The sequence below is a fragment of the Acetivibrio ethanolgignens genome (assembly GCF_001461035.1).
In the GTDB taxonomy this organism is placed as follows: Bacteria; Bacillota; Clostridia; order Lachnospirales; family Lachnospiraceae; genus Velocimicrobium; species Velocimicrobium ethanolgignens.
Genome location: NZ_LNAM01000200.1, coordinates 1 through 12935, shown reverse-complemented (window position 1 = coordinate 12935; position 12935 = coordinate 1). Strand labels below are relative to the sequence as shown.

The 12935-nt window shown below is 29.8% G+C and carries 21 protein-coding genes; 11 read left to right on the top strand and 10 right to left on the bottom strand.

The annotated features are described in order from the left end of the window. Positions 1–55: 55 nt before the first annotated feature. The 10 genes from ASU35_RS16060 to ASU35_RS16010 all read right to left on the bottom strand — a co-directional run bounded on the left by ASU35_RS16060 (position 56) and on the right by ASU35_RS16010 (position 7983). On the bottom strand, positions 56–1237 hold the full coding sequence (locus tag ASU35_RS16060) for a hypothetical protein (protein WP_058353995.1): 1182 nt from the start codon (positions 1235–1237) through the stop codon (positions 56–58). Further along, positions 1238–3055 carry a competence protein CoiA family protein gene (locus tag ASU35_RS16055; RefSeq protein WP_058353994.1) on the bottom strand — a complete coding sequence of 606 codons (1818 nt, stop codon included), beginning with the start codon at positions 3053–3055 and terminating at the stop codon, positions 1238–1240. Between the two features lie 129 nt (positions 3056–3184). Further along, on the bottom strand, positions 3185–3415 hold the full coding sequence (locus ASU35_RS16050; protein ID WP_058353993.1) for a hypothetical protein: 231 nt from the start codon (positions 3413–3415) through the stop codon (positions 3185–3187). Beyond that, positions 3415–3768, bottom strand: coding sequence for a hypothetical protein (locus ASU35_RS16045; protein ID WP_058353992.1), 354 nt, complete (start codon positions 3766–3768; stop codon positions 3415–3417). The genes ASU35_RS16050 and ASU35_RS16045 overlap by 1 nt, the downstream gene beginning before the upstream one ends. A gap of 2 nt (positions 3769–3770) precedes the next feature. Continuing rightward, on the bottom strand, positions 3771–3977 hold the full coding sequence (locus ASU35_RS16040; RefSeq protein WP_058353991.1) for a hypothetical protein: 207 nt from the start codon (positions 3975–3977) through the stop codon (positions 3771–3773). 212 nt (positions 3978–4189) lie between these two features. Next, complete coding sequence (locus ASU35_RS16035; RefSeq protein ID WP_242861305.1) at positions 4190–4996, bottom strand: hypothetical protein; 807 nt, start codon at positions 4994–4996, stop codon at positions 4190–4192. Positions 4997–5616: 620 nt separating this feature from the next. Then, positions 5617–6222, bottom strand: coding sequence for a hypothetical protein (locus ASU35_RS16030; RefSeq protein WP_058353990.1), 606 nt, complete (start codon positions 6220–6222; stop codon positions 5617–5619). Between the two features lie 33 nt (positions 6223–6255). Continuing rightward, positions 6256–6462 carry a hypothetical protein gene (locus ASU35_RS16025; RefSeq protein ID WP_058353989.1) on the bottom strand — a complete coding sequence of 69 codons (207 nt, stop codon included), beginning with the start codon at positions 6460–6462 and terminating at the stop codon, positions 6256–6258. A gap of 1095 nt (positions 6463–7557) precedes the next feature. Beyond that, positions 7558–7743, bottom strand: coding sequence for a hypothetical protein (locus ASU35_RS16015; protein WP_058353987.1), 186 nt, complete (start codon positions 7741–7743; stop codon positions 7558–7560). A 3-nt stretch (positions 7744–7746) separates the two neighbouring features. Then, complete coding sequence (locus tag ASU35_RS16010) at positions 7747–7983, bottom strand: helix-turn-helix domain-containing protein (RefSeq protein WP_058353986.1); 237 nt, start codon at positions 7981–7983, stop codon at positions 7747–7749. Between the two features lie 1290 nt (positions 7984–9273). Between ASU35_RS16010 and ASU35_RS16005 the strand changes: the two genes are divergently transcribed. The 11 genes from ASU35_RS16005 to ASU35_RS15960 all read left to right on the top strand — a co-directional run. Then, positions 9274–9504, top strand: a complete 231-nt coding sequence (locus tag ASU35_RS16005; protein WP_058353985.1) for a hypothetical protein — start codon at positions 9274–9276, stop codon at positions 9502–9504. A 152-nt stretch (positions 9505–9656) separates the two neighbouring features. Then, positions 9657–9989 carry a hypothetical protein gene (locus ASU35_RS16000; protein ID WP_058353984.1) on the top strand — a complete coding sequence of 111 codons (333 nt, stop codon included), beginning with the start codon at positions 9657–9659 and terminating at the stop codon, positions 9987–9989. A 17-nt stretch (positions 9990–10006) separates the two neighbouring features. Next, complete coding sequence (locus ASU35_RS15995) at positions 10007–10456, top strand: hypothetical protein (RefSeq protein WP_058353983.1); 450 nt, start codon at positions 10007–10009, stop codon at positions 10454–10456. A gap of 16 nt (positions 10457–10472) precedes the next feature. Continuing rightward, on the top strand, positions 10473–10694 hold the full coding sequence (locus ASU35_RS15990; protein ID WP_058353982.1) for a Lar family restriction alleviation protein: 222 nt from the start codon (positions 10473–10475) through the stop codon (positions 10692–10694). A gap of 280 nt (positions 10695–10974) precedes the next feature. Continuing rightward, on the top strand, positions 10975–11208 hold the full coding sequence (locus ASU35_RS15985) for a hypothetical protein (RefSeq protein WP_058353981.1): 234 nt from the start codon (positions 10975–10977) through the stop codon (positions 11206–11208). Positions 11209–11218: 10 nt separating this feature from the next. After that, on the top strand, positions 11219–11422 hold the full coding sequence (locus ASU35_RS15980) for a hypothetical protein (RefSeq protein ID WP_058353980.1): 204 nt from the start codon (positions 11219–11221) through the stop codon (positions 11420–11422). Next, positions 11423–11728 (top strand): hypothetical protein, encoded by a 306-nt coding sequence (locus ASU35_RS15975; protein ID WP_058353979.1) that lies wholly within the window; start codon positions 11423–11425, stop codon positions 11726–11728. It begins immediately after the preceding gene. A gap of 3 nt (positions 11729–11731) precedes the next feature. Further along, positions 11732–11893 (top strand): hypothetical protein, encoded by a 162-nt coding sequence (locus ASU35_RS19460; protein WP_156059452.1) that lies wholly within the window; start codon positions 11732–11734, stop codon positions 11891–11893. Then, a complete protein-coding gene (locus tag ASU35_RS15970) occupies positions 11853–12197 on the top strand; it encodes a hypothetical protein (RefSeq protein WP_172794664.1) in 345 nt (114 codons plus the stop codon). Before ASU35_RS19460 ends, ASU35_RS15970 begins: the two co-directional genes overlap by 41 nt. 182 nt (positions 12198–12379) lie before the next feature. Beyond that, positions 12380–12628 carry a hypothetical protein gene (locus ASU35_RS15965; protein ID WP_058353977.1) on the top strand — a complete coding sequence of 83 codons (249 nt, stop codon included), beginning with the start codon at positions 12380–12382 and terminating at the stop codon, positions 12626–12628. 13 nt (positions 12629–12641) lie between these two features. Then, a partial coding sequence (locus tag ASU35_RS15960; RefSeq protein WP_147525475.1) for a hypothetical protein occupies positions 12642–12935 on the top strand: 294 nt, incomplete at its 3' end.

Here is a 12935-nt window from a genome sequence, read left to right as displayed (position 1 = left end):
CTTTTAATTAAAACATAGGCAGATGAATAATTCCATACGGTGGATTATTCATCGCTTACGAATCAATTTTACTTAACCATTGCAATAGCGGAGCAAATTTTATATATTTAATACTATTTGGAGTAGTTATCAATTTTATATCTTTGATATTAGTTGCAAGAGTAATACAATCTTTATTTAACTGTGAAATGTCATTAATACTATTATCTTCAAACCACTTCTGGATGTTGGTATTAAAACAACAAGATTTAAAGAATCTGTTTCTTAATAAAATCATTCCATAGCAATCATATTCACCCATAATAGACTTATCAATTAAAGATTGTCCATCAAAGATAGAATTTGAAATATCAATTTCTCCTTCTCTGACCGTAATTCTCTTATTCTCATTCATTTCAACAATAATAGAGTCTTCTGTAAATTTACTGTCATAATCAGGGATAATTAATATACTTTTTGGGTCAATTGTTATCATATCAATAGCACTGCTTGTTGGCAGAGAAATATATGATTCTAATGCAGCAAGGTCAACTTCATCACCATTTTCAATTACTAATCCACACATTTCCCATTCATGCATTTTAGGATATAATGATTCTTCAACAAACAAACACTTTCCCACACGAGCAGAACCGGATGTACGTTTTAATCTAATATAGTGATTACCATTACAATTAAAACCATGCTCATACAAGTAGTCACGTAATTCTTTTCGTGAATAAATTACGCCTATTGTTTTTGTTTCATAAACATAATTACCTTCTTTATCTTCAACGTAATTAAATCCATCAGGCAATTCATATTGTGTTTTTTTAGTAGTAGGGGTAGAAACTATAACCCCTACAATCATATCAGAAACAATAGCGATATTATCACTGAAATTCAATTCATCTAACAAATATCCGTCCATAACATAAGTATTTTTCTTGACCTTATTGAAATCCTTGCTACTATACTTAAAAGTCACATTAATTACTTTATCACTATATTCTTTACCATTATGTTTAAATGACAAAGTATTTTTCTTACCATAAATTTCTTTTGCAACTTCTCTTAATTTTTCACTATCTAAACTAAAATCGAGAGAATTGATGAATCTGTTATAATTAATGTTTCCTGATTTGGTTACAAGTCTATAACCTTTTTTATTTTTTTCTTCGTCTTTGAAATTGTTTGCCAAATACAAATCTTTGGCATCGACACTTGGTATGTAAATACAATTTCGATTTTTATCCATTTATCTTACCTCCACAAATCTTATCCCATACTGACTCTCTGCATACTCTAATAGATATTTCATATTATCGTATATATCTTTCCTTATATCATTTGAATTGCACAATGAAATATATTTAAACTTTAACTCTTTATTGGTAGAGGGTTCTAATAAATAAAGTGTAATAAAATTTCCATCAAAATGTGTAATTTCCCACATTTTATTTTTACAAGCATTTACCAATTCTACATATTCAACAATCTTCTCGTATTGTTCAATTTGCTTATTTATGTACTCCACAAATAATTCCCTTATATCATTTTCAAATTCACCAAATAAGTCTTGTTTATAATATTCATATTCAAAAACTAAAGTACACCCATTCAATAAGGTAATACGCCTATAATCATTAGATACTCTTATTTTCAAATAATCATGCTGATTACATATATCTATTAATTCAGATATAACATTTTGGTATAATTGATTATTCATCAATGCAGTTTTTATAATTTCATTTTCCAAATCAACCAGTTTATCATTTTTATATTTGTTATACTTTTCTTCAATAAAACTTTCAGATATATTTCTTGAAACAATACTTGTATCCCCAATTTTTTCTTTAATGCTCTTATTGTGTATATAATCCTCAAACTCAATATCAAAATACAAATTATGAAAATTATATTGTTCTGAAGCCCAATGGCTATGTGGCGCAATACTTTTTACATAAGATAAGTTGGAAATGTGTTTTACATGCTTAAGGATATTTTCGCATTGTTTAATATGCTCTTGTAAACGATAAAATCCTTTTCTAATATCTTCCTCATAATCCAAAGAAAGAATATCACCTTTCTGAACTTTCACCTTTGTTGTTTCTTCTTCAAACAACGTATAATCCAAATATAAAAATTCTGTTCTACACTGGACTTCATAAATTTTAGGAGAAACTTGTTTTAACAAAATACTTATTTTGTCGTTCTTTAGAGAATCTAACATATTCAAAAAATGTTGGTTGATGTTGTTTTTGAAAGGTTCTTTTAAATCGACACAAGATTTTCTTTTAATTGTGTAGTAACACCACAACTTATCAGAATAATCTAATTTATTAAAAGACTCTAAAACATTTTCATCTGTGCTTTCTCCAACTATATATTTCTGCATTTCAATCCAAAACCAATCCAATCGTTCCCACTGAATCTTATAATTCAGTTTGTCTTGGCGTTTCAATTCAAGTTTTCGTTTTGCAATAGTACCTTCATAATCTGTCCTTGAATAACTTTTGATAAAGCAAACGCCATCAGAATAGATAAGATTAAATTCTGGAATACCATTCTTATATTTCTGATTGATAAAATATCTTGTATCGACCTCTACAACATCATTTCCTAACTCATCCCATTTAGGTGCATACAGTTCAGTTTTCTTATTACTAACCTTGATTTCAAAATAAAACATCTTACCAACAGTAGTAGTTACAATAATGTCAGGTCTGTAATCACCAAAAGACGTATGTAAAGTTTTCTCAATTTCAATATGGTCAACTTCATATTCAACAGAATTGACAATAAATTTACATCCTTTTTCAAATAACCAGTTCTTGCAAATATAATGGATGTAAGTTTCATCACTACACCCACCTGTTTCGTGATAGAAGTGTGGTTTCACTTGATAATCAATATCTTTCTTGTAAGCTCTTGGTTTAATTAACCCCCTACAACAAGGGCAGTAGTAGTTGGTATTTTCTTTAACATCTGCAATATGAATATAATTCGCAGATTCATCCAAAGAATCCAATCCAACAATTAATTGTGGCAAATCTCTTTCAATAATCTCCAAAAGATACCTCCTTCGTATTCAATTTTTAATAAAATGGGTTATATAAAACTTGTATATAGTCCTATCTAATACTTCTCTAAATCCATTGACCTTTACGCCAACAAAGTATTTGCCAATAGAATTTCTATTCTAATCCTCTTCATCCATCTCTTTTATTTCATACCCCAAAAACTTAACTAAATCTCTACCATAATCTACGCATTCCCAATGAGCATACTCACCAATATCATTTTCAATATATTCTTCTCCATCGTATATTCCTTCATTGCAAATAGAGCAGAAGTGAGATGATTTTGGTGGTTCATATAATGGGCATCTTGGATGATGAGACACATATTGATGACAATATTCGCAAGGCATTATTTATCACCTAATCTTTCTTTTTCAACAGTTTCATTTCCAATATCAAAGCACTTTAATTCATACTCATATCTATCAATGTAATAATCAAAAAATCCGTCTGATAGAAGAGTAGCAATGTGCTTTAAAATTGCTTTGTTGATAATTTTATAATCTACATTAAATTCAAGAGATTCAGCTTTTTCAATTAAATCCCATTTATCAACTGTATTCTCTTTAAGCATTAGTTGAACGTAATATTTTTGCTCATCTGGATTCCATGATTTAATTGCAATTACAGTGTAGTCATTATGTAAGTCGATTGTTAAGATGTCTTTGCATCCCATATAATTTTTGTATGTTAATCTTTCCATTTTTAGTTAGTTCCTTTCTTATAATTTTTGTTTTTATCTCTATTTTCTGCATTCTTTCTACATTGCTCATCAAATTTCCAATCAGAAATAATTCGTTCTGCCATACTTGTCATTGATACATATCCATCAAAGTCATAATTATAGATTACGCTGCCACAAGTAGAGTGGTCTGGTTTATAGTTTCCTGTTGTATAATAGTTTCTTGTCATGTGTTAAATATTTTCTCCTTTTCTTTATTAAAATAATTTTGTTTGTTTTCATAAGGTTGTCTCCTTTTTGAATAGTGACTTTTTTAATTGGCTACATTTATTTATTCTCTGTTTAGAAAATCTTGTTTCTAATTTCTACATTTGAGTCACATTGTTTTACTTCTCGCATTTATAAATCCTCCTTTACATTTTCTAATTACTTATTCTCCTTTCTATTTTTGATTATTTCCTTTTACAAACGGATAGAATTCATCAGTTCCATATAATTGAACTATTTTTTCTAATGCCCATTTGATTTCTTGCTCATATCCTTCTTTGTTTAATACATAAATGTTAGGTACATTTTGTGGTGGTTTAGATTTGTCAGGTTGTACACTACCTACTTCCCTTTTTATAAGAAGGGCATCACGTTCATCAGTTGATTTAGTTAAATATTCCATACACTGATTGATTGTATCCTTTGACATAGATAACTCTTCTGACATATGTTTTATACTTTTAAAGAAAGCTTCTGGATATTCTTTGGCATTGGACTTCTCAGAACCATCTTCGTTACGCTTACGACATCCTATATACGAGTTGATATATAAGAATGCCATAAGTATATTTTCTCTATTTAAAGAACTGTCAGCCATCATAATTACATCAAACTGTGTTGAAGTAAGTTTTCCAAATTTATCAGGATAATCGAAATTTTCTGATATTATTTTTATTTCAATGCCAGTATCATAGGAAAGAGAATCTAAATCCTGTTTAACTTCAATCATTTTGTTATTAATCATGTATTCCAATACATCTAATATTTCATAAAATGCTTTTGGCTTATGTTTGGTTGTTTTATAACCGTAAAACTCCAAAACTTTACGAATGGTAATCCAGCTATAATCTTCATAAGACCTATATTTATCAATAAGGATATAAGTGATATAAAATTTTCTGCTTATACCAAATTGGGTTTTAATATTTCCTTGAATATATTTGTTTGGAAATCTAGTAAAGTATTCTGTTTTGTTTTGCAATAGTATTCCTCCTTATATTTGTTTGATGTTTATATATTCTCTTTTTGATAAGTGACTTTACGAGAGTTCAGCAAACTACACTTTTGTGTATGTCTAATTTTAAAATTTGAAATTTTGACTACACTTTTGTGTATGTCAACTGAACAGAATAAAGATATAACCTATTTAATAAAGACAAACATATTCGTAATTTATTCACTACGTTCATAAATTACTCATTTAAAATCGCATCTCATATTTCACATTTGTTGTTTTTATTTTTTTCCTTTCATTTCATACTTCTCTTTTTTGTATTCTCTTTTGATTAAAAATTTATCTTGTTATATTTTTTTTGCCAGTAGAGTGATAAGTAAGGTTGTTTTGATGTAAATGTAAAGGTATGCCCTATTGGTATAATGGGTATAACTATATATTCTCTTTTTGTGTTTACTAAAATTGACAAAGTATGCAATTTTGTTTTGTATATTTGACATTGGTAATTACATATTGTCTTGTTAAGAGGATATGTTTTTATGTTTTGTAAAAATTTATACCGTTAAATAGAGTTTTGCTGCTAGAATAATATTCTCTTTTTGACGTGAGAGTAGATATGATTTTGAAATGCAAAAAAATAAGACATCTTACGATGCCTTATCTGTTGATTTATTGTTTATTTCTTCTGCAAGAATATCAAATATGTTTTTACTTACTGATTTAGTGTTATCTGATAGATTAAGTCTATTCATAATTGAATCTAGTGTTAATGTGAATATGTCTTTTATATCTTTATAATGGTTAATCACATCTATTGCATATGGGTTATTATCCAGGTTGAATTCTGATTTATATGCTTCTACATAATCATTTATCTCTATGTTGTATGTATCTTCAGTTTCTTGTATTACCAAGTGTATTATTTCTGATAGTTTCAAAGTTTCTTCTGAATGAGTATTTACATATGATAGAAGAATATTAAGTTTGTTGAATGTATTTGTTTTCCAACGAGAGTATTTCTTTTCTGGTAGTTTCTTTTGGAGTTGTTGTTCTTTTAATGTTGATATATCTTGCTGCATAAATACCATATTATTTGTTATATTGGCTAATGTTTGTGTAATTGATGATAAAGTCTTTGTTAATTGCTCTAAGTTTGGTTGTAATTCATTATGTCTGTATTTTTCTATAATATCCCATACCCAATTCATGAATTCATCTGCTTTATTGCTTTTAGACCATCTACAAATTTCCATTACACCCTTTTCAGTATAATAATAAGTCTCATGTCAGTTTACCAAAATGGTAAATGAGAAATTATCTAACCTGTTTTTGTGTCGATTATGAATTTTTCCTATTGCAACCATTGGATCAGAATATTCTAATGCAATTCCAATCTGTTCTCTTGTAAGCAATATATCATCATTCATATTGCGATAGAAGTTACAAGATAAATCTCCAAAAGTTTCTGTTGTGATTAGTTTTAAATTTGTCATAGTATTATCTCCTTTTTGTTTTGAATATTTTTTGTTTGTAAGTGATTGTTGATTGCTATGTTTATATATTCTCTTTTTAATTGGAGATATGTGTTGATTTTGATAGTGGTGTATGTATGGGGTTAAATTTAAGTTTTTAGGGGTAAATTTTGATTTTTTATTTTAGACAAGGATTTTATCGTTGAAGTGATTTTAATTGAAATTTGAGTCGATTTTCGTTGATTTAGTCCAATGATTGCAGGTAAGAAATGTTGGTGTGAGTGTTGTTTGATTATTTGTGATTGAATGATAGTATGATTATAATTATAGATGACTTGATGTAAATTTTTGATGTTAGTTTGATATGGATTTATGATAAAAAAATATGACTTCGATAGAGTGATGTTGTCGGTTGATTGAGTGTTGCTGGAAAATATTGATTTTACTGGTGTTTTGTTGGATTGATTAGTTGTAAATAGGTGTGTTTTAATGTGTTATTTCTTTATTATATATGCGATTTTTTATTGAGTTCGAAGGAATGCTTTATTTTCAAGGGTTTGAGAGGATTTTTTGTGGGATAGTGGTGATTTTTGATGGTGTGGAAAGTGGTGAAATGATTGATTTTAAAGGGGCTTGTCGAAGTGGGTATCGAAGTGGTTTTGGTGTTTTTGGGGTGATTTCAAATTTTTAAGTCGGTGTATGGATGGAACAGATAGCCTGGTTTTCGCTGCCGGTTATTTGTTTTTAAATGTAAACTATCCCCCACATTAAGATAATAATACCATAATAGTGTAGTATTATGGTATGTTTTTGGTATAACTTGCTTTTTGTACATTTTTGCAACTTAAAATAAAGTTATCTGTAAAGTGAAATTATTTACATCTGTAATGATCCGGTAGGCCAGTGTGATATTCTGTAAAACAAAAATACTCTATGAACTTCGATGTTCGACTTCGGTGCTATCGAATAATTTGTTTACTATTACTAAACAAAAATAACACTAATACTAAACACATCAACTATAAAATAATAACACAAATACTAAACAAAAAATTTACTATAACTAAACTATTTCTCGTTCTGCTCCACTGGTACAAAGTCAATAAATAATATGTATTAATCATCTAATGAAAATACTTTTTCATTTGGTAAAAAACCATCTTTATATAATTTTTCTTTAATTGCCATACATATAAAATCGCTCTTATTAATATTATGGTTATAACAAAAGTTATTTACTTTTTCATCTAAATCTAAATTAATTTTAAAACCGATTCTTTTAATGACTTTTTCTTCACTCATTTTTTATTCTCCTTTTATTAAGTATTCTTTTTTAGTAGCTCTATCTGTAATAGTAATAGTAATATCACAATGCATAGCTTCTATAATTTCTAATAACTTGCTAACTTTTATATCATCATTGTTAAGTTGCTGATTTAAGGCTTGACTTGACTTATTTAATCGTCTGGCAATACTTGCCATACTAACATCTTGATTATCTATAATTCTATTAACAGTATTAATAATATCTTTACTATTCATATTGCAGCATCTCCTTTTTATTTATAGTTTTTCATTATATAACATTCTCAAAAAATAATCAATTTATTTTCAAAAATATCAAGAAAAACCTTGACAAAATATCAATAATATACTATAATAAGTACATAAGATAAAGGTAAGCAATAAGCAAGCCAACCAAAGCAAACACTTACTACTTACCAACATCTTAAATAATTACATAGGAGGTAGTAACCATGAAAGGCTATTATATTTCAACTGGTTACATGGGTTTAGTGAATGACAGTTATATGTTATTCGCAACTGAAGCCGATTATATCGACTATATCAGTTAAACCCAACAAAAGGGCATTTGTAGAAATACAATGTAAGTCCCTTTTGTAAATCCTCAAAGTGATTATAACATGATTATTTCTCATAAGCAATAGAGAAGTAATACATAACCGATTGACAATCACCATGCAATCAATCGCTCCCATTAAAAAATATATGGTAGATGAACCTTGAAAAAGACATAAACAGGTTTGTCACTACCTAAAGACAAAGTGAACACGCTAAACTAATAGTTGGCAGCGTGAAAGGCTGGCGATAAAAACCAGTACAAAAAAGCGAACAGATACATGTTATATGTATGCTAATAAACATTTTTAGCAGAAACGCAAGAGCAACCAAAACATAGGTTGCTTTTATTATTTATAATCAAAAAATCCTATATTTAGGCAGTCACAAAATATAAGTCCTTATAGGTGTAACACGTTGTTAGAGTGACAACGCTAAACAATCACCCGTGACGGTTGTAGGGAGTACACGTTAACCAGGAACTACAAAAAGGTATTAAGAGAAGAGCTTACCTTTATATCGCTCTTCCATTGAGTAGCTGATATATCTACTTATTAAAACTTATTATATCAGGATGCAAACTACCTAATAGTTAGGCTGGAATAGTCAGACGGTGCGGAAATCTGCGGAGAGTACGGTAAACACTAACCAGGATAAAAATAAAAACCGTTAGCCAGTCCGTAAATGGCTGTAGCATTGTAGAAATACAATAAAAAGATGGAGAGCTACGCGACACGGCGTCATGCGCTACTTGTTAGCAATAACAAGCATCACGGAGACAATAAAAAAATAGAGAGGCAACGCAAGGAAGACGGGCAGCAACACACAAGCCCGAAACATACTTGTTATTATATCTCATACAGATTATCGGTAGACGGGTTTCCAGTCCGACGTGAGTTCATGGCTCTGATCTGTATTTTCTCAAAAAGAGAATAACAATTAAACAATTATTTTATCAGAGAGGTAAATGGAATGAATATAGAACAGCAGATGCGAAATGCCTTAATAAATTATGGAGCTATGAATGAAAATTGGAGAATAAAAATCATAGACAAAGAAATTTTACCTCATAGCGATTGGGCAAAAGTAACAGTTGAAGTATACAAACCACGTTGTAGAAAGCCTTGCACGATATGGACACTTGTAACAAATATGGTAAGAGGTATTACAGATTTTGAAAAAAGCACTTTTATAAGATTGTAAATAAAAGGAATCTTTCATTTCTAAATAGAGAATAAGCACTTGTAAGCCTTCTAAACTATGCAAGTGCTTATTTTTATGCAACTAACAAACAAAATATTGTTAGTCACTGAAATTTTACCACACTAGCGGAAAGATTGAAAGAGATAAAAACTATGAGAAAATTAACAATAGCAGAACAGAGAGAAAGAGAAAACAGATTCGCAACGGAAAAATATAATATTCCTTATGACGAATTAAAGCATCTAATGAATCGCTTCTACAGGCTCAATGGAGATTTAGAAAGACTTTCATATCTGGAAAATGATTCTAAAACTTGCAACAGAAGAAGCACAAAAGAACTTTCAGAGAGTACAAACAGAAGAAGCGAAAAATTAAGTGCAGATTTTGAAAAGTATGGATTATGTTTAGATTATTTTTCACACCTTGCAACAATTTGCGAAAAAGGAATTACAAGAACAGCTATAGAAGCATTTTATTATGAATAGAAAGAGGGTTGTTATATATGAGTAATACAATTAAATTACAAGGCATTTACGGAACGAAAGAAGGCACACCGACAAAAAAATTAAAAGTCGGTGATGTCATCGTTTGGAATTATGGTTATAAATCTGAAGTAGTGGAAATTATTCCAAGTAAAACAGGGAAAACAATTACTTTTATGATGAAAAGCCTTGAATCTGGTAAAATTAATCCTCGAAAGATGGGATCAGATAGGCTTGTTGTAGTAGAGAAAAAGAAAGAAGAAGAACCAAAAAACGAAGTAGAAAAGGCAATCAGAAACCGCAAAGAAACTTACAACGGCATTTATTCAGATATAGGAACGGCTTTAGACAAATTCAGAACAGAAGAACTTGCGAAATTTTATCTTGAAAAATTCGGTGATGGTGGCTTGCGTTATTGGTTAGAACAACAAATAGTTGCAAGTGAAATAAGCAAATTAAAAACAGTATAGATGGAGGTTGATATATATGAAAAATGATTTTACTATTGGGGAAATTACAAAGTGCAAAGAGGATGAAGTTAAGCCTTGTCCGTTTTGTGGTGGAAAAGAAATTGTTATTGATAAATACGAACATCAAGTAGGCGAAAGATTTAGAATCTTTTGTTGTGGATGTATGGCAATGATTGATCCAGGATATGCACAAAATAAACATACTGTAATTGATATGTGGAATAAAAGAAGCAAATAAAAAACGAAGAGAAACAAGACAGAAACCATGTAAGAGCTACGGCAAGAGGTAAAGCAACAACTAATTTAATTGGTGGAAGATATAAAGTAAAAACTATTCCGCTAATTGCGTAAAAATACCAATTGAATTGTAATTCAAAAGGAGGTTGATAACCATGTTAAAAAGAGTTAGTTTTGAAAAATATAAGATTTTAAGAGTATTACATAAGGTAACAGTAATAACAGCTAATGATACAGAGGCGGTTATTTTTATACAGAAATAGGAAACGGAGGAATGAAAAATGTTTGAATTTAGACTTGTAAATCTACCAGACGGAAACCAGGTTATAGATACCACTTTAAAAACACCTTATAGCAGCCTAACACCTGTACAGATGGTAGAATATACTGAGGTTGATAATAGGCTTGAATATATGAAGAGAATGAAACGGAAACAACAAAGAGAAGCAGAGAGACAGCGGAAATTTACACGCAATCCATTATGGAAATTAGCGTGTATGTGTGGTATAGTGTAGGAGGATAAATATGTTTATTATTTCAGAATCTAATCCGTTAGGATATACGGCAATGCAAACGAAAACAAATAATATTCGTGATATTTATGATATTATTTTAAACATAACAGGAGATGAAAAAGAAGCAAAATGGGCTACTGAAACTGCAGGTGATATGGGATTTGGTGGTCAGTATGAAAGAGCAAGATATAAATTAGAATGTGTAAGAGAGTAAATGAATCGTGTATTTTATGGTAGAAATGGGGTTGATACAATGACAATAAAGGCAATCAAAGAGAAGTACAAAGATTATAAAATCAGCGGAAACGAAAAAAATATGTTTACAACATATGATTATGAGGACGGAAACGGAAAAGTTGTTATTGTTGTTAATTCACATCCTCATAAAGATATTGGGAAATACGTTACACAGGTTATAAGAGTATCAGACGGTAAAGAGTTATTAAAAAATGGCAGTTGTAGACCGTGCGATAATCTGGATGATGCAATAGATGTTGCTGGTGAAATGATGGAGGAATGAATAATGAAATATATTGTTGAAAATTGGTTAACTGAAGAAACAATCAAAGTTTTTGACAGTGAGGAAGAAAGGCAAGAATGGATAAATGATAATTGCATCAGTTTTTCTGATGGAAGTTACATTGATGGAACAGAAACAAAAATATCAATTTACGAAAGCAGATAGAACTACTGCTTTATTTGGAAATGAGGTTGATACAATGGATGATTATGTTGTAAGATATGGAAATGATACTGGATATATAGATCGCAGCGACTATATGCCAAAAGGACAGGCGGAAAAATTCTATAATAAAATAGAGTTGAATACAAGAACAACATGGAAAGAATTGTTACATGATCCATTAGAAGATGAAAATGTACAGGAAATTATTAAAAGTGACAGTGTCAAAATTGTTGATTTAGGCATCTGTAAAATGGCACTGCCAGGAGGTGCGATAAATGCAGAAGAAAACAAAACAGAAACGTGATTATTATACAGATATTGACACAGCATTGCAGTCATATGAAAATTGCAAGTCTTGACATGATAAATCTATTGATTGGATATGCAATAGAATAGACTGGTGTTGGAAATTCCGTCATATCACACAGGAGCAGATGGAAGAACTTGCGGATCGTGTTTGCAAGGTAATGGATGGAGGTATGTAATATGGAAAGAATCAACTTTATAATGGCAACTAATAATAATGGTAAAATTACTGTTAGAGATGTATTATGCTACATCATGCAGAATATCCCACAAATAAAAGTACCTAATACCGATATAAACACTATATCACTATCACAATTGACACTTGCAGATGATAGAACTAAAAAGTGTGTAGGTGGAATTGCAGAAGGTAGAACCTGGATAGGTGGAAGATGCACACAGTATGTTTTTACATTGATTTTTAAATAATGGAGGTAATACAATGGATAATAAATTGACTATGTTAAAATATGGGGAATATTGCGCAGATAAAAGAGAAGAAGCATATAAAGAATATGCAAAATACAACGGCTTTACAAGTCAAACATCGGAAACAATGAGAGAGAATAATCTGGACTATATGCAGATAGCAGCTATGGCAGAATTTACAAAAGAATCTGCTGATTTTTGGAATAAAAAATGTGATGAAGCTATAGAGGAGTTTGAAAAACTTTTTAACATTATAGGAAATTCCGATTTTGGAAAAGTAATAAAAGAACAACAGTTCACCGAACGT